The organism is Streptomyces sp. NPDC102441 (genome assembly GCF_044765585.1).
Classification (GTDB): Bacteria; Actinomycetota; Actinomycetes; order Streptomycetales; family Streptomycetaceae; genus Streptomyces.
This window is the reverse complement of the sequence record NZ_JBIWKH010000006.1, coordinates 467,746-483,982: the sequence shown is the minus strand read 5'-3', so window position 1 is coordinate 483,982 and position 16,237 is coordinate 467,746. Positions and strand designations below refer to the sequence as shown.

At 69.8% G+C, this 16,237-nt stretch carries 15 protein-coding genes; 1 reads left to right on the top strand and 14 read right to left on the bottom strand.

Going from position 1 to position 16,237, the window contains the following annotated elements:
• Positions 1-8: 8 nt before the first annotated feature.
• Complete coding sequence (locus tag ACIREO_RS16305; protein ID WP_404109866.1) at positions 9-401, bottom strand: hypothetical protein; 393 nt, start codon at positions 399-401, stop codon at positions 9-11.
• A 619-nt stretch (positions 402-1,020) separates the two neighbouring features.
• Between ACIREO_RS16305 and ACIREO_RS16300 the strand changes: the two genes are divergently transcribed.
• Positions 1,021-2,154 carry a SagB/ThcOx family dehydrogenase gene (locus ACIREO_RS16300; protein WP_404109863.1) on the top strand — a complete coding sequence of 378 codons (1,134 nt, stop codon included), beginning with the start codon at positions 1,021-1,023 and terminating at the stop codon, positions 2,152-2,154.
• Between the two features lie 40 nt (positions 2,155-2,194).
• Here the strand turns inward: ACIREO_RS16300 and ACIREO_RS16295 are convergent, their stop codons facing one another.
• The 13 genes from ACIREO_RS16295 to ACIREO_RS16235 form a co-directional block, all read right to left on the bottom strand.
• Entirely contained in the window at positions 2,195-3,700 is a 1,506-nt protein-coding gene (locus ACIREO_RS16295) for a PH domain-containing protein (protein WP_404109860.1), read from the bottom strand.
• Positions 3,697-4,200, bottom strand: a complete 504-nt coding sequence (locus ACIREO_RS16290; protein ID WP_404109857.1) for a PH domain-containing protein — start codon at positions 4,198-4,200, stop codon at positions 3,697-3,699. The genes ACIREO_RS16295 and ACIREO_RS16290 overlap by 4 nt, the downstream gene beginning before the upstream one ends.
• Before the next feature lie 3 nt (positions 4,201-4,203).
• The gene (gene pgi / locus ACIREO_RS16285; RefSeq protein ID WP_404110011.1) at positions 4,204-5,856 is read right to left on the bottom strand and encodes a glucose-6-phosphate isomerase; all 1,653 of its coding nucleotides are present in this window, start codon (positions 5,854-5,856) and stop codon (positions 4,204-4,206) included.
• A 159-nt stretch (positions 5,857-6,015) separates the two neighbouring features.
• Positions 6,016-6,351: an RNA polymerase-binding protein RbpA gene (locus tag ACIREO_RS16280; protein ID WP_099176117.1), complete on the bottom strand. Its 336-nt coding sequence runs from the start codon at positions 6,349-6,351 to the stop codon at positions 6,016-6,018.
• A gap of 109 nt (positions 6,352-6,460) precedes the next feature.
• Entirely contained in the window at positions 6,461-6,697 is a 237-nt protein-coding gene (gene secG, locus ACIREO_RS16275; RefSeq protein WP_404109854.1) for a preprotein translocase subunit SecG, read from the bottom strand.
• Positions 6,698-6,810: 113 nt separating this feature from the next.
• Positions 6,811-7,587 carry a triose-phosphate isomerase gene (tpiA, locus tag ACIREO_RS16270; protein ID WP_404109851.1) on the bottom strand — a complete coding sequence of 259 codons (777 nt, stop codon included), beginning with the start codon at positions 7,585-7,587 and terminating at the stop codon, positions 6,811-6,813.
• Between the two features lie 6 nt (positions 7,588-7,593).
• The gene (locus ACIREO_RS16265) at positions 7,594-8,805 is read right to left on the bottom strand and encodes a phosphoglycerate kinase (RefSeq protein WP_404109848.1); all 1,212 of its coding nucleotides are present in this window, start codon (positions 8,803-8,805) and stop codon (positions 7,594-7,596) included.
• Positions 8,806-8,918: 113 nt separating this feature from the next.
• Positions 8,919-9,929 (bottom strand): type I glyceraldehyde-3-phosphate dehydrogenase, encoded by a 1,011-nt coding sequence (gene gap, locus ACIREO_RS16260; RefSeq protein ID WP_404109845.1) that lies wholly within the window; start codon positions 9,927-9,929, stop codon positions 8,919-8,921.
• Between the two features lie 638 nt (positions 9,930-10,567).
• Entirely contained in the window at positions 10,568-11,557 is a 990-nt protein-coding gene (whiA, locus tag ACIREO_RS16255) for a DNA-binding protein WhiA (protein WP_404109842.1), read from the bottom strand.
• A complete protein-coding gene (yvcK, locus tag ACIREO_RS16250) occupies positions 11,548-12,582 on the bottom strand; it encodes a uridine diphosphate-N-acetylglucosamine-binding protein YvcK (protein ID WP_404109839.1) in 1,035 nt (344 codons plus the stop codon). Before yvcK ends, whiA begins: the two co-directional genes overlap by 10 nt.
• Positions 12,579-13,544: an RNase adapter RapZ gene (gene rapZ / locus ACIREO_RS16245; protein WP_404109836.1), complete on the bottom strand. Its 966-nt coding sequence runs from the start codon at positions 13,542-13,544 to the stop codon at positions 12,579-12,581. The genes yvcK and rapZ overlap by 4 nt, the downstream gene beginning before the upstream one ends.
• Positions 13,541-15,628, bottom strand: a complete 2,088-nt coding sequence (uvrC, locus tag ACIREO_RS16240; protein WP_404109833.1) for an excinuclease ABC subunit UvrC — start codon at positions 15,626-15,628, stop codon at positions 13,541-13,543. The genes rapZ and uvrC overlap by 4 nt, the downstream gene beginning before the upstream one ends.
• Positions 15,629-15,720: 92 nt before the next feature.
• The gene (locus ACIREO_RS16235) at positions 15,721-16,149 is read right to left on the bottom strand and encodes a Rieske (2Fe-2S) protein (protein WP_404109829.1); all 429 of its coding nucleotides are present in this window, start codon (positions 16,147-16,149) and stop codon (positions 15,721-15,723) included.
• Positions 16,150-16,237 lie beyond the last annotated feature (88 nt).

The window sequence follows — 16,237 nt, the reverse complement described above, 5'->3', positions numbered from 1 at the left end:
GCGAGGAGTCAGGCACCGACGCCCGATTCCGCGGCGATCGCCGGGTAGCCGTCGAAGGCGGGCTGGAGCATCGGCACCAGCTCCAGGACCTTGGCGATGCGGCCGCGGATCCGGACCTTGCCGGTCGCGATGGCGGCGGGCACCAGCAGCCGGCCCATCCACAGCGCGTGCGCGGTGTCGCAGGACATCTTGAGAGTGATCGCGGCCTTGAACGGCGCCTCGTCCCCGAGGACGACGCCCTCGGACGAGACGAAGATCCGGCAGTCGGGCCTGCTGTGCACCAGCTGCACCGACAGGCCCTCCCTGCGCGCCTTCTCCACGAACTGCTCGTCCTCCAGCAGCACACCGAAAAGCCGGCCGAACACATCGGAGGCCATTTCGCTGGACGAAAATACGGACATGCTTCCCCTTCGAAATTACGGGCGGTGCGACACCCGGAGCCGCAATGAATGGGCACGTCGCCTGGCTGCTTCGCCTGCTCATCGGGTGTCGATGTCCGCACGTTATGACACCTCCCGGATCGCATCGACCGCATCGACAGGTAGCCGAAAAAAGACTGAAAGAAATAAGTAAGCAGTCGTCACATAACGCTCTGACCAGCAACTATCACCCACACCTCGCCCGCCTTACCCGCATAGGGAGAAAGCTGACAGCACGTGATAACGCTCCCCATGAATGCGACTCGAATGAAAAGCGAGGGCCATGGTTCCCACCACGAAAGAGTGATCAGAGGAATCTTCTCTTGCATGTGGCGAATCCGTACTGCGTCATGGGTATGCCGCCACCGCGGCGTACGGAGCGAGCGATTCGAAAGGAGGTGAAGAGCAATGCGCAGGATCGAGATGAAGTACCGGACCGCCGTCCGGGCCGACCGCCCCAGGGCCGGTGAGGGTTCCACCTGGAACTGGACGTGGGCCTACCGCCAGGCGTGACCGCGCGCGTGGGGCCGGACTTCCCCCTTGCCCGGCCCCACGCGTATGTCCCGGCCTTTCCCCTCTTCCCGTACGCCGAGGAGTCTCCGTGCGTCTACGCCGTTCCCGCTGCCTGACCTGCTACTGGCACGACAGTGCCTTTGTCGTCCACCCTCACCCGCACGGCACGCCCACGGCCCTGCACCCCGCCGCCGCGGAGATCCTGGCCGCTTTCGAGGACTGGAGCACCCCCGGTGAGGCCGCGGGACATCTCGGCCATCTGACTCCGGACACCGTCGAGGAGGCCGTCACGGCGCTGGTGCGGAGCGGAGCCCTCCTGGCCCAGGGCAGCGCGGCCGCGGACCGCGACGAGCGGATCGCCGCGCAGTGGGGCGCGTGGATGCCCGAGGCGTCCTTCTTCCACTACGCCACCCAGGACGTGTACGGCCCGCCTCCGGCCGGGGACCCGCCCGCCGACGCGCGGGACCCTGGCACCGCACCGCCCGTACAGGGGCCGCTGCCTCCCCTGTTCACGGGGTATCCGCGGGCTCCCCGGCTCCTGCTGCCGCGCAGGCCCGCCGGGCTCCGGGCACCGTTCGAACAGGTTCTGTACGACCGCCGTACCCACCGGGACTTCACCGGAGCGCCGGTGCCGGTGGAGACCCTGGCCACCTTGCTGGCCGTGGTCTTCGGACCGGTCGACTTCATCGACTGCGGCCGGGGCGCGCTGTACCGGCGCACCAGTCCCCAGGGCGGCTCCCGGCAGGAGATCGACGCCTACGTCGGCGTCCTCGACGTCGACGGCCTGTCGCCCGGCTGGTACCACTACAACAGCTTGCAGCATGCGCTCGAACTGCTCTCCGAGGGCCTCACCCCCGCGGAGGCCGCCCGTCTCTGTGCCGACCAGTCATGGGCCGGGCGCCCCGCCTTCCTCGTCGTGCTGGCCGCGCGCCTGGAGCGGATGAGCGTGAAGTACCCCACGCCGCGCGCCTACCGGGTCTGTCTGCTCGACGCAGGGCATCTGGGGCAGACCTTCGCGCTGACCGCGACCGCCCTCGGGCTCGGCCCCGCCCAGACCGGCGCCTTCGGGGACTCCGCGATCGCCGGCCGGTGCGGCCTGGACGACACCGGCCACACCCCGCTGTACGTACTGGCCGCCGGGCATCCCGCTCCGGCACCGCGGGACGCTCCCCCACCGGCCGGCGTTCCCGCCTTCGGCTCCACCACGCTGCTCGCCCCGTGACCTCGGGCCGGGGCGGACCGGTGGGCGCCGCACGACCGGTTCAGCCACGCTCCAGGAAGGGCTCCAGCAGCCCTGGCACGGCGTCGGCGGCGAAGGCGAGGCCCTCGGACGCGTCGGTGTCACGTGCCGTGTAGGCGCCGCCTCCGCCGGCCGTCGTGGCCGTGACGTCGATCAGCCCGGCTCTGCGCTGGAACCAGGACTGCTTCACCGTCCAGCCGATCACCCCGGCCCGCTGCAGAGCCGCTGTGGACCGCCGTACGGTGCCCGATCGGGTCACGAGGTAGCCGCCGCTGAGTGTGTGTCCCAGTGAGCGGTAGGCGTCGAGGGCCAGGAACACCGCGACGGGCACGGACACCACCGCGCAGGCGAGCGCCGTCCAGAGGAGTACGGGCGTCAGCAGGGCCCCCAGGACGACCTGGACGAGCACGGGTACCAGGGCGACGGACAGGGCACGGCGAAGCCGCCTGTCCCGGGCGGCTCGGGGGTGGCCGGTCAGGAGGGCGCCCGTCGGGGAGGCCGGTTCGCGCAGCACTTCGGCGGCGATGGATTCGGCCAGTGGGCGCGGCACGGCCGGCAGCAGGGTGTTGTGGTCGGCACTCCGCTCCTCGTCCTTGGTCAGCCCCGTGGCGATCGCGTCGACCCGGGCAGCGCCCGCGAGCCGCACGCCGAGGGGCTCCACCAGGTCCACCCCGTGCAGCCGCCGTTCCTCGACCGACAGGGAGCGCGAGGTGAACAGTCCGCGCCGCACCCGCAGGGTGCCGCCCGGTTCCCGCTCGAGGCGGTAGTTCCACCACATCTCGACCCACAGTCCGAGCGCTCCGATCACACCGGCGACCAGGGCGGCCACGATCAGGGCGGCGATCGTCCAGACCGGTGGGGTGTCCCGGAAGCGGTCGGCGATCCAGTGGATCACCTCGGCCTGCGCCCCGACCCAGTCGCTGACCTGCATCACACCGCCGGCGGCAGCGCCACCGAGCAGGGGCGCGGCGAAGGAGACCGGTGCGTAGCGGATCCACCGGGGATCGAGCGTGGCCAGTTCGCCGTCGCGGGGGGTCCCGGAGGTGCCGGACGCGGCACGGTCGAGGAGGTCACGGCGCAGCCGCTCGCCCTCGGCGCGGGCAACGGGGTCCAGCGTGAGCGTGGAGTCGCCGCCCGTGTGCTCACCTGTGCCGATGCGGACCGAGACCAGCCCCAGGATCCGCAGCAGCGGATGGGCGGTGAGGTCGACGCTGCGGATCCGCTCGCGGGCCAGCGAGCGGCGCTTCACCAGGAGGAGCCCGGTGTGCAGGTCGACGCGCTCGGTTCCGACCCGGTAGCGGGTGCGCCGCCACCGCACGTGGTCGCCGACGGCGGCGCAGCCGATCAGCACGGCGGCTCCCCCCAGGGCCCAGCCGACGGCCGCCGCGTATCCCAGACGGCCGGACAGCGCGACGGTGACCGGCACGGCCGCGCCCGCGGCCACTCCCGCCGTGACGAGCGCGGTGACCAGGACCGTACGGGGATGGAGCCGTTGCCAGCCGGGGCCTCCGTCGGCGGCCGTGCTCATGTGGCGTCCCCGGGGGTCTCATGGGTGATGCGGGTCAGCCGCTCGGCGAGCTCGGCGGCGACCTCGTGGGCGAGCCCCTCGATCTGTACGGCGCCCTTGGCGGAGGCGGTGGTGACGGTGACCGTGGCCAGTCCGAAGAGCTGTTCCAGGGGGCCCCGCACGGTGTCCACGGTCTGGATGCGGGACATCGGCGCGATCCGCCACTCCCGCAGGAAGGCCCCGGTGCTCACGTAGACCGCCTCGTCGGTGACCTCCCAGCGGTGGGTGCGGAACCACCAGAGGGGGAAGAGGACGGCACACAGCAGGCCGACGGCGCCGAGCACCGCGGCGGGCATCAGCAGCCAGAATCTGGCGGGCTCGATGAGCGCGCCCAGGATGCCGAGGACCGCGACCGGGGCCGCGGTCAGCAGCAGCCACTGGGCCCCCCACCAGCTGACGGCCCGGCGGTCCGGTGCGTTGCGCGGCGGCCTGAGCCGTATCGTCCCCTCCCCCGTGGCCATCACTCAGCGGCCACGCAGCGAGCGATACGTCGAGACGAGTGCGGCGGTGGAGCTGTCCAGCTGTTCGCCGCCGGTGCCCTCGGTGAGGACCGGCTCGATCTTCTTGGCGAGGACCTTGCCGAGCTCGACGCCCCACTGGTCGAAGGAGTCGATGTTCCAGACCGCGCCCTGGACGAAGACCTTGTGCTCGTACAGCGCGATGAGCTGGCCGAGCACCGACGGGGTGAGACGGTCCGCGAGGATCGTGGTCGTCGGGTGGTTGCCCTGGAACGTCTTGTGGGGCACCAGCTCCTCGGGCACACCCTCCGCGCGGACCTCCTCGGGCGTCTTGCCGAAGGCGAGGGCCTGGGTCTGGGCGAAGAAGTTGGCCATCAGCAGGTCGTGCTGGGCGATCAGCCCGGGCAGCAGGTCGTGGACCGGCGCGGCGAAGCCGATGAAGTCAGCCGGGATGATCTTGGTGCCCTGGTGGATCAACTGGTAGTAGGCGTGCTGCCCGTTGGTGCCGGGGGTACCCCAGACGACCGGGCCGGTCTCCCACTCCACCGGATCGCCGTCCCGGTCGACGGACTTGCCGTTGGACTCCATGTCCAGCTGCTGCAGGTACGCCGTGAACTTGGACAGATAGTGGCTGTAGGGCAGCACCGCGTGCGACTGGGCGTCGAAGAACTGGCCGTACCAGATGCCCAGCAGGCCGAGCAGCAGCGGGGCGTTCTCCTCGGCGGGGGCGGTGCGGAAGTGCTCGTCGACGAGGTGGAAGCCGTCCAGCATCTCGCGGAACCGGTCCGGGCCGATGGCGATCATCAGCGAGAGGCCGATCGCCGAGTCGAAGGAGTACCGGCCGCCGACCCAGTCCCAGAACTCGAACATGTTGGCCGTGTCGATACCGAAGTCCGCGACCTTCTCCGCGTTGGTCGACAGCGCCACGAAGTGCTTGGCGACGGCGTCCTGACCTGCCCTCAGCTCGGTGAGCAGCCAGTCGCGGGCGGAGGTGGCGTTGGTGATGGTCTCGATCGTCGTGAAGGTCTTGGAGGCGACGATGAAGAGCGTCTCGGCCGGGTCGAGGCCCTGCACCGCCTCGTGGAGGTCGGCGCCGTCGACGTTCGACACGAAGCGGACGGTGAGCGAACGGTCCGTGAAGGAGCGCAGCACCTCGTACGCCATGGCGGGCCCCAGGTCGGAGCCGCCGATACCGATGTTGACGATGTTCTTGATCGGCTTACCGGTGTGACCGGTCCACCCGCCCGACCGGATCCGGTCGGAGAAGGCGGCCATCCTGTCGAGGACGGCGTGCACGGCCGGCACCACGTTCTCGCCGTCGACCTCGGCCACGGCGCCCCGCGGGGCACGGAGCGCGGTGTGCAGGACGGCACGGTCCTCGGTCGTGTTGATCTTGTCGCCACGGAACATGGCGTCCCGCAGCGAGGCCACGCCCGTGGCGGCGGCGAGCTCGCGCAGCAGCCGCAGCGTCTCGTCGGTGACCAGGTGCTTGGAGTAGTCGATGTGGAGGTCGCCGACCCGCAGGGTGTACTGCTTCCCCCGGTCCGGCGCGTCCGCGAACAGCTGCCGCAGACGCGTCCCCCCGAACTCCTCACGGTGCTTGCCGAGAGCCGTCCACTCAGGCATCTGGTTGAGCTTGGTTCGGCTTTGTGCGTTCATCCCGGAAATCGCCCACTTCTCTCGTACTGCAACCATCCCCGCTGCCCCTCCAACCTAATTGATCTGGAGGGCGCGACGGGGCACCGGCGAGCTGGTGGACGGCATACGGATTCCGGCCGGGCACCCAGGGGGTGACCGGCCGGTGAAGAGTGAGAGGTCCTAGATCTCGCCGCGGAGTTTCGCGAGGGCTTCGGCGAGGATCGCCTCGCCGTCCGCGTCGCTGCGCCGCTCGCGTACGTACGCCAGGTGCGTCTTGTACGGCTCGGTGCGCGGCGGAGCCGGCGGGCTGTCCCGGTCCTGTCCGGCCGGGAAGCCGCAGCGCGGGCAGTCCCAGGTCTCCGGTACCTGCGCGTCATGGGCGAAGCTCGGCTGCGTCTCGTGCCCGTTCGAGCACCAGAAGGAGATGCGGGCCCGTGGCGCGGACTCGCCGCGCTCGGCCTCCCCCATCGGCCCCGCTCCGACCCGGCTTCCCCGGATCGCGTTGCCACTTGCCACGGTCGTAACTCCCTGCGTGATGGTGCTCGAAGATGCCCCAGTCTACGTAAGGCCCAACGCGCGTCCAGTGAAAGGAGTTACACCCTCACCAGGAATCGCGAACGACGCGTCAGCCGTCCAGCTTGATGAGCAGAGCAAGGACGACAATGCACGCGAACCAACTCAGACCGACGACGACGGTGATGCGGTCGAGGTTCCGCTCGGCGACCGACGAGCCACCCACGGAGGACTGCATTCCACCACCGAACATGTCGGAAAGGCCGCCGCCCTTCCCCTTGTGCATCAGCACCAGCAGCATCAGCAGCAGGCTGAAGACGATCAGGGCGATCTCGAACGCCAAAACCACGGCTGGTCCCTACTTTCCGGAATTCCTAGGTCTGCATGTACGAACAGCGGGGGCCAGGGGGTAGACCCCCCTCGGCCCCCGCAAGGGTACGACGGATCCGCGCTACCGCATACTCACTGGTCGCGGAAGCGAACGATCTTGACGAACTCGTCGGCGTCGAGAGCGGCGCCGCCGATGAGGGCACCGTCGACATCGGGCTGAGCCATGATGGCGGCGACGTTGCCGGACTTCACCGAGCCGCCGTACTGGATACGGACGGCGTCGGCCAGCTCCTGCGAGTACAGCTCGGCGAGACGGCCGCGGATCGCGCCGCAGACCTCCTGGGCGTCCTCGGGGGTGGCGACCTCGCCGGTCCCGATGGCCCAGACCGGCTCGTAGGCGATCACGACGGACTCGGCCTGCTCGGCCGGGATGTCCTTCAGCGCGCCGTCGAGCTGCGCCAGCGTGTAGGAGACCTGGTCACCCGCCTTGCGGATGTCCAGGCCCTCGCCGACACAGAGGATCGGGGTCAGGCCGTGCTTGTACGCGGCCTTCACCTTGGCGTTGCAGATCTCGTCGTTCTCGCCGTGGTACTGCCGGCGCTCGCTGTGGCCGACGGCCACGTACGTGCACTTCAGCTTGGCGAGCATCGGGCCGGAGATCTCACCGGTGTACGCGCCGGAGTCCTGGGCCGAGATGTCCTGGGCGCCGTACTTGATCTTCAGCTTGTCGCCGTCGACCAGCGTCTGCACGGAGCGCAGGTCGGTGAAGGGCGGCAGGACGGCGACCTCGACCGCGTCGTAGTCCTTGTCGGCCAGGGCGAAGGCGAGCTTCTGGACGTGGGCGATGGCCTCGAGGTGGTTGAGGTTCATCTTCCAGTTGCCCGCCATGAGCGGGGTGCGGGTGGTCATGAAAGGTCAGTCCTCCAGTGCGGCGAGGCCGGGAAGCGTCTTGCCCTCGAGGTATTCGAGGCTGGCGCCGCCACCGGTCGAGATGTGGCCGAATGCGTTCTCGTCGAAGCCCAGGATGCGGACGGCGGCCGCGGAGTCCCCGCCGCCGACGACGCTGAAGGCCTCGGAGTCGACGAGGGCCTGGGCGACCGCCCTGGTGCCCTCGGCGTAGTCGGGGTGCTCGAAGACGCCCATCGGGCCGTTCCAGAAGACGGTGGCCGCGTCGGCGAGCTTCGAGGCGTAGAGCTTGTTGGTCTCCGGGCCGTTGTCCAGGCCCATCGCGCCGGCCGGAATGGCGTCGGCGGCGACCGTGGCGGGGTGGCCCGGGGTCTTGGCCTTGAGGTCCGGGAACTGCTCCGAGACGACGACGTCGACGGGGAGCACGAACTCCACGCCCTTCTCCTCGGCGCGCTTGAGGTATCCGAGCACCGCCGGGATCTGGTCCTCCTGGAGGAGGGAGCTGCCGACCTCGTACCCCTGGGCCTTGAGGAAGGTGTAGGCCATACCGCCACCGATGAGGATGCGGTCGGCCTTCTCCAGCAGGTGGTCGATGACACCGAGCTTGTCGGAGACCTTGGAGCCGCCGAGGACCACGGCGTAGGGGCGCGTGACGTCCTCGGTGAGCTTCTTCAGGACGGCGACCTCGGTGGCGATCAGACCTCCGGCCGCGTGCGGCAGCCGGGCCGGGAGGTCGAAGACCGAGGCGTGCTTACGGTGGACGGCACCGAAGCCGTCGCCCACGTACACATCGGCGAGCTCGGCGAGCTGGTCGGCGAAGGCGCCGCGCTCGGCGTCGTCCTTCGACGTCTCGCCGGCGTTGAAGCGGAGGTTCTCGATGACGGCGACCTGGCCGTCGGTGAGAGCGGCGACCGTGGCGCGGGCGGACTCGCCGACGGTGTCGGTCGCGAAGGTGACCTCGGCGCCGAGCAGCTCGCCCAGGCGCGCGGCGGCGGGCCCCAGCGAGAAGGCCGGGTCCGGAGCACCCTTGGGGCGGCCGAGGTGCGAGGCGACGACGACGCGCGCACCGGCTGCGGCGAGCCGGGTGATCGTCGGCTGGACGGCGCGGATGCGGCCGTCGTCGGTGATCGTGGTGCCGTCCAGCGGCACGTTGAGGTCGGCGCGGACGAATACCCGCTTGCCCGCGACCCCTTCGGCGAGAAGTTCGTCGATCGTCTTCATCTCTGTTCCCATACTCCTTGGAAGGACGATGAGCATGCGAGGGGGCTCGAACGGCGCCGCGTCGCGCCGTCCGAGCCCCTCACATCACACCTGGATGCCTGCCGATCCCAGGATCAGAGCTGGCCGCCGACGAAGACGGTCAGGTCGACGAGGCGGTTGGAGTAACCCCACTCGTTGTCGTACCAGCCGAGGATCTTCACCGAGTTGCCCTCCTGGACCATGGTCAGGGAGGAGTCGAAGGTGCAGGACGACGGGTCGCCGACGATGTCCGAGGACACGATCGGGTCCTCGGTGTACGTCAGGAAGCCCTTGAGGTCGCCGTCGTCGGACGCCTTCTTGAACGCGGCGTTGACCTCGTCCTTGGTGACCTCGCGCTGCAGGGTCACGACGAGGTCGGTGGCGGAGCCGGTCGGAACCGGGACGCGCATCGCGATGCCGTCGAGCTTGCCCTTGAGCTGCGGGAGCACCAGGGCGGTCGCCTTGGCGGCGCCCGTCGTGGTCGGAATGATGTTCTCGGCGGCGGCGCGGGCGCGACGCAGGTCCGAGTGCGGGAAGTCCAGGATGCGCTGGTCGTTCGTGTACGCGTGGACCGTCGTCATCAGGCCCCTGACGATGCCGAAGTTCTCGTCGAGAACCTTGGCCATCGGCGCCACACAGTTGGTGGTGCAGGAGGCGTTGGAGATGACGTGGTGGTTGGCCGCGTCGTACTTGTCCTGGTTGACGCCCATCACGATGGTGATGTCCTCGTCCTTGGCCGGAGCCGAGATGAGGACCTTCTTGGCGCCACCGGCGATGTGCTTCTCGGCGTCGGCCTTCTTGGTGAAGATGCCGGTCGACTCGATCACGATGTCGACGCCCAGCTGACCCCAGGGGATGTCGGCCGGGTTGCGCTCGGAGAGCACCTTGATGGTGTGACCGTCGACGGTGATGGTGTCGGCGGTGTGGCTGACCTCTGCCTTGAGACGACCCAGAATGGTGTCGTACTTCAGCAGGTGAGCCGTGGTCGCAGTGTCACCCAGGTCGTTGACAGCCACGATCTCGATGTCCGCACCCTGCTCCAGCAGCGCGCGGAAGTAGTTACGACCGATGCGGCCAAAGCCGTTGATGCCTACGCGGATCGTCACGAACCGATCTCCTCGTTAGGAACGCCGGTTTCGATGCCGGCGAGTTTTATAGGGATGTCCCCGACCGCCTCCGACCCTACCTCTCCGAAGGCTCCGGAGTGACATCGAGAGCGGTGGTGCGAATAGGGATCCCCTTACTCGCGAGTAGGAGTAAGGGATTCCGCCCGGGGGGAAACAGCGGGGACGGCCGCCGCGCCACCCGGCCGCCGGGCACCAACACCCGCCGTGGCCAGGCCCTTTGCGGCGGAGGAGTGCCTGCCAAAGCCTCACCACCGGAAGTGACTGACGTCGGCTCAGCTGTCGCGGTTCCCTCCACGGCGGGCGACGGCAATGACCTCCGGGGCATATTCGACGGAGGCCGATGCGGTGAACCGCGAGCTCCATGCTCAATTGTGCGGAGTGGCACTCAATCGATGAAAGCGGTAGCCCGACTGCATGCTTCCAAGGGCATGGACGGGGAAACGCGGAAGGTGAAACTACGGAGATCGGCCGCTCGGTCGTGCGTGACGGCGCTCGAAATCCATCCGGAAAAACTGTCCGTCGCGGCGCGGCCCTGCGCGGAAACACCTCCCGCAGCCGGGAGGGGGACAAAAGCCCCCGGCCGCGCCCGGAGGGCGGACGGGGGCCTCCTGCGACTCTCAGCCCACGAGGCCGTCGGCCAGCTCCTCGCTGAGGGTCGATTCCGTGCCGGGGATACCGAGGTCCTGGGCCCGCTTGTCGGCCATGGCCAGCAGGCGCCTGATCCGGCCGGCGACCGCGTCCTTGGTCAGCGGCGGGTCGGCGAGCGCACCCAGCTCCTCCAGGGAGGCCTGCTTGTGCTCCATGCGCAGCCGTCCGGCCGCCGCGAGGTGCTCCGGGACCTCCTCGCCCAGGATCTCCAGCGCGCGCCCGACCCGGGCGCCCGCGGCGACCGCGGCGCGGGCCGAGCGGCGGAGGTTGGCGTCGTCGAAGTTGGCGAGCCGGTTGGCCGTGGCACGGACCTCGCGCCGCATGCGGCGCTCCTCCCAGGCGAGCACCGCGTCATGGGCTCCCAGGCGGGTCAGCAGCGCACCGATCGCGTCGCCGTCACGGACGACGACACGGTCCACTCCCCGCACCTCGCGCGCCTTGGCGGCGATCGAGAGCCTGCGGGCCGCGCCCACCAGGGCGAGGGCGGCCTCCGGGCCGGGGCAGGTCACCTCGAGCGAGGAGGAGCGGCCCGGTTCGGTGAGCGAGCCGTGGGCCAGGAAAGCTCCGCGCCAGGCGGCCTCCGCGTCGCAGGTGGCCCCCGAGACCACCTGCGGGGGCAGGCCTCGGATGGGCCGGCCGCGGCCGTCCACCAGGCCGGTCTGGCGGGCCAGCTGATCGCCGCCCGCCACCACCCGTACGACGTAGCGGGAGCCGCGGCGCAGTCCGCCGGGGGCCATCACGATCAGCTCCGAGCTGTGCCCGAAGATCTCCAGGATGTCCCGCTTGAGCCGGCGTGCCGCGCTCCCGGTGTCCAGCTCGGCCTCGATCACGATCCGGCCGCTCACCAGGTGCAGCCCACCCGCGAACCGAAGGATCGCCGAGACCTCTGCCTTTCTGCAGCAGGTGCGGGTCACGGGAAGATGAGAGATTTCGTTCTTCACCGCTGGCGTCATCGCCATGGGCCGATCCTTCCATGCATCCGAAAAATACGGTCGTACGCGGCGGCCAACAGCTCCGGATCATGAATCGGAACACCGTCGGGTGAGGCCACGGGGGCCAGCTCGACCGCGGCTCCGAGCCGCTGTGCGGCGTCGGCGAGGGACTCGCGGTCGGGCACGGCGGCCTCGTCGGCCAGCACCACGTCCATGGTGAGTTTAGGGGCGTGTCGTCCCAAAACCTCCAAATGACGCTGCGGTGAGAACCCTTCTGTTTCACCGGGCTGTGGTGCGAGGTTCAGCGAGAGGACCTTTCGGGCCTTCGTGGTCACCAGTGCGTCGAGCAGCTCCGGGACCAGCAGATGCGGAATCACGGAGGAAAACCAGGACCCTGGGCCCAGAACCACCCAATCGGCGTCGAGAACGGCTGCGACCGCCTCGGGAACCGCCGGCGGATCAGCCGGCACGACGTGGACCGACTGCACCTCCCCCAGGGTCAGCGCCACCGTGGCCTGCCCGCGCACGGTGACCGTCTCCTCGGGGCGCTCCGGGTCGTGCCCCCGCACGAGCGCCTGGAGCTCCAGGGGGACAGCGGACATCGGCAGTACCCTGCCGTGTGCTCCGAGCAGCTTGCCGACCAGGTCGAGTGCCTGGACGTGGTCGCCCAGCTGTTCCCAGAGGGCGACGATGAGCAGATTGCCCACCGCGTGTTCGTGCAGATCGCCCTTGGACTCGAAACGGTGCTGGATGACCCGGGACCAGGTCTGGCCCCATTCGTCGTCCCCGCAGAGCGCGGCGAGCGCCTTGCGCAGGTCGCCCGGCGGGAGGACGCCGAGCTCCTCGCGGAGGCGGCCGCTGGAACCTCCGTCGTCGGCGACGGTCACCACGGCCGTGAGATCGCCCGTGATGCGGCGCAGCGCCGTGAGCGAGGCCGACAGCCCCATGCCGCCGCCGAGGGCGACGACCTTGGGCTGTGCGCCGCGCTTACGGCCGGAGAGCGCGGCCGTGGCCCTGCTCAGCCGGCGCTGACGCAGATTGCGGCTGGTCACTCTCGCCCCATGTCCCGGTGGACGAGGACGGTCTCGATCCGTTCGTTGGCCAGCCGGGAGGCAAGCTTCTCCGACATCGCGACGGAACGGTGCTTGCCGCCCGTGCAGCCGACCGCGATGGTCACGTAACGCTTGCCCTCACGGCGGTAACCGGCGGCGATGAGCTGGAGCAGCTCGGTGTACTGGTTGAGGAACTCCTTGGCGCCCGGCTGGTCGAAGACGTAGTCGGACACCTCCTCGTTGAGCCCGGTGAAGGGACGGAGCTCCGGGACCCAGTGCGGATTCGGCAGGAAGCGGCAGTCGACGACGAGGTCGGCGTCGACCGGCAGCCCGTACTTGAAGCCGAACGACATCACCGTCGCCCGCAGCTCCGGCTCCTCGTCACCGGCGAACTGGGCGTCCATCTTGGCCCGCAGCTCGTGCACGTTGAGGCTGGAGGTGTCGATGACGAGGTCGGCGTCGCCGCGCAGCTCACGCAGCAGGTCACGCTCCGCCGCGATGCCGTCGACGATGCGGCCGTCGCCCTGGAGCGGGTGCGGACGCCGGACCGATTCGAAACGGCGTACGAGGGCGTCGTCGGAGGACTCCAGGAAGACGATCCGCCGGGTGACGTGCTTGGCCTCCAGGTCGGCCAGGGACTCCCGGAGGTTGTCGAAGAAGCGGCGGCCCCGCACGTCGACGACGACCGCGATGCGCGCGACGTTGCCCTGGGACCGGGCGCCGAGCTCCACCATCGTGGGGATCAGCGCGGGCGGCAGATTGTCGACGACGAACCAGCCGAGGTCCTCCAGACACTTGGCGGCAGTGCTGCGCCCGGCGCCCGACATGCCGGAGATGATCACCAGCTCGGGGATGGCGGGCGGGGTGGCCTCGGCCTTCTCCGTGGTGCTTCCCGTACTCACGTGTGCTGCTCCGTCTGCTCGGCCGCGTTCGTTCTGCTCTTCGTTCTCGTGCTCGGTCATGTCCTGCTGCCCCCGTCGTCCTCTTCGATGATCTCTCCAGTGGCTGTGTTCACGGCGGGCGCGGCCGGGGCGGCCGCCGCGAAGGCGACGGCCACCGATTCCGCGGTCCTGCGCCCTATCCCCGGCACTTCGCAGATCTCGTCGATTGTCGCCTGCCGCAGCTTCTTGACGGAGCCGAAATGCTTGATCAGCGCCTGTTTACGCGTCTCGCCGAGGCCCGGGACGTCGTCCAGGGGGCTGCTGCGGATGCGCTTTGCCCGTTTGGCCCGCTGGTAGGTGATGGCAAAGCGGTGGGCCTCGTCACGAATGCGCTGGAGGAGATAGAGGCCCTCACTGGAGCGTGGCAGGACCACCGGGTCGTCGTCATCGGGCAGCCAGACCTCTTCGAGGCGCTTCGCGAGACCGCAGACGGCGATGTCGTCGATGCCCAGCTCGTCCAGGGCACGTTTGGCGGCGGCGACCTGGGGCTGCCCTCCGTCGACGACGACGAGCTGCGGCGGGTACGCGAAGCGCTTGGGTCGGCCGTCGTCCTCACGGGGCTCCTCCCGGACGGGGCCGGAGTCCTGTGCCGGGGGCGTGGAGTCCGGTACCGGAGGCGTGGAGTCCGGTACCGGAGGTGCAGGGACGGTGGGCGCCGGGACGGGACCGGTGGTCGCCGGGGTCTCCTCCCACTCCCCCGTCCGCTCCCTCTCCTGGAGGTAGCGCCTGAAGCGGCGGCCGATGACCTCGTGCATCGACCGGACGTCGTCCTGGCCTTCGAAGCCCTTGATCTGGAAGCGGCGGTATTCGCTCTTGCGTGCGAGCCCGTCCTCGAAGACCACCATGGACGCGACCACGTCGTCACCCTGGAGGTGCGAGATGTCGAAGCACTCGACGCGCAGCGGAGCGGTCCCGAGACCGAGTGCCTCGGCGATCTCCTCGAGGGCGCGTGAGCGCGTCGTGAGGTCGGAGGCGCGCTTGGTCTTGTGCAGTCCCAGCGCCTGCTGGGCGTTGCGCTGGACCGTGCCCATCAGGTCCTTCTTGTCGCCTCTCTGCGGGATGCGCAGGCTGACCTGGGACCCCCTGCGGCCCGCGAGCCACTGGGACACGGCGTCGGGGTCCTCGGGGAGCGCAGGGACCAGCACCTCCTTGGGGACCGAGTCACCCGACTCCTCCCCGTAGAGTTGCTGGAGCGCGTGTTCCACCAGGCCCGCCGTGTCGACGGCCTCGACCTTGTCGGTGACCCAGCCCCGCTGGCCCCGGACCCGCCCGCCGCGGACGTGGAAGATCTGGACCGCCGCTTCGAGCTCGTCCTCGGCGACGGCGATCAGATCGGCGTCGGTGGCGTCGGCGAGGACCACGGCGCTCTTCTCCATGGCCCGCTTCAGCGCCTCCGCGTCGTCACGCAGCCGGGCCGCCCGCTCGTACTCCATCTCCTCCGCCGCCTGCATCATGTCCTTCTCCAGGCGGCGGATGTACGTCCCGGTGCGGCCTGCCATGAAGTCGCAGAAGTCCTCGGCCAGATCCCGGTGCTCATCGGGCGTGACGCGGCCGACGCACGGGGCGGAACACTTGCCGATGTAGCCGAGTAGGCAGGGGCGGCCGGTCCGCTCGGCGTTCTTGAACACACCGGCGGAGCAGGTGCGGACGGGGAAGACCCGGAGCATCAGGTCGACGGTCTCGCGGATCGCCCAGGCGTGCCCGTACGGACCGAAGTAGCGCACGCCCTTCTTCTTCGCGCCGCGCATGACCTGGACGCGCGGGAACTCCTCGTTGAGCGTCACCGCGAGGTAGGGATAGCTCTTGTCGTCGCGGTACTTGACGTTGAACCTGGGGTCGTACTCCTTGATCCAGGAGTACTCCAGCTGAAGCGCCTCGACCTCGGTGGAGACCACCGTCCATTCGACGGAGGCGGCCGTGGTGACCATCGTGCGGGTACGCGGGTGCAGACCGGCCAGGTCCTGGAAGTAGTTGGCCAGGCGCTGGCGCAGGTTCTTCGCCTTCCCGACGTAGATCACCCGTCGGTGCTCGTCGCGGAACTTGTAGACCCCCGGGGAGTCGGGGATCTGTCCCGGCTTGGGGCGGTAGCTGGAGGGGTCTGCCATGTCTCACAGCCTACTTGCGGGCAGTGACAGAGCGGCATTTCCGGGGACCCGGGGCCCGGGAGGGACCGTGGCGCCCGGGACCGTACGCCTGCTCAGGCTCCGGGGCCCACGACCAGCTTTCCGCCCTCGATCTTCAGCGGGACCGAGGGCAGTGGCACGGTGGCGGGGCCCTGCACCGCCTTGCCCGTGGTCATGTCGAAGCGGCTGCCGTGGCAGGGGCAGTCGCCCTCGTTGCCCTCGACCTTGTCCAGGAGGCAGCCGGCGTGGGTGCACTGAGCGCTGAAGGCCTTGTACTGCCCGGCGGCCTGACAGCTCACGACGACCCGCTGCTCCCGGTAGAGCTTCGCCCCGCCGACCGGGACCTCGTCCGCTGCGCCGAGTTCCACGGGCGCGGTGGGTGTGGGCGTCTGCGCGTGGCCGAGCTTGGAATCGGTCGAACAGGCTGCCGCTCCCAGCCCGGCGGCACCGGCGAGAGCGGCGCCCTTCAGGACGGTGCGGCGGGCGGCGGGCAGGCCGGACATGCGGTCTCCACTGGTCGGGGGGACAGAGAGCCGCCGTCACCGTCCGGGGCACCGGGTGCCGCGGACTCCGGGCACGGGCCGACCTGAA

Coding starts and splice junctions, on each gene's coding strand:
- ACIREO_RS16305 (WP_404109866.1), bottom strand. CDS start 401: ATGTCCGTATTTTCGTCCAGCGAAATGGCCTCCGATGTGTTCGGCCGG.
- ACIREO_RS16295 (WP_404109860.1), bottom strand. CDS start 3,700: ATGAGCACGGCCGCCGACGGAGGCCCCGGCTGGCAACGGCTCCATCCC.
- ACIREO_RS16290 (WP_404109857.1), bottom strand. CDS start 4,200: ATGGCCACGGGGGAGGGGACGATACGGCTCAGGCCGCCGCGCAACGCA.
- pgi (WP_404110011.1), bottom strand. CDS start 5,856: ATGAACGCACAAAGCCGAACCAAGCTCAACCAGATGCCTGAGTGGACG.
- tpiA (WP_404109851.1), bottom strand. CDS start 7,587: ATGACCACCCGCACCCCGCTCATGGCGGGCAACTGGAAGATGAACCTC.
- ACIREO_RS16265 (WP_404109848.1), bottom strand. CDS start 8,805: ATGAAGACGATCGACGAACTTCTCGCCGAAGGGGTCGCGGGCAAGCGG.
- whiA (WP_404109842.1), bottom strand. CDS start 11,557: ATGGCGATGACGCCAGCGGTGAAGAACGAAATCTCTCATCTTCCCGTG.
- rapZ (WP_404109836.1), bottom strand. CDS start 13,544: ATGACCGAGCACGAGAACGAAGAGCAGAACGAACGCGGCCGAGCAGAC.
- uvrC (WP_404109833.1), bottom strand. CDS start 15,628: ATGGCAGACCCCTCCAGCTACCGCCCCAAGCCGGGACAGATCCCCGAC.
- ACIREO_RS16235 (WP_404109829.1), bottom strand. CDS start 16,149: ATGTCCGGCCTGCCCGCCGCCCGCCGCACCGTCCTGAAGGGCGCCGCT.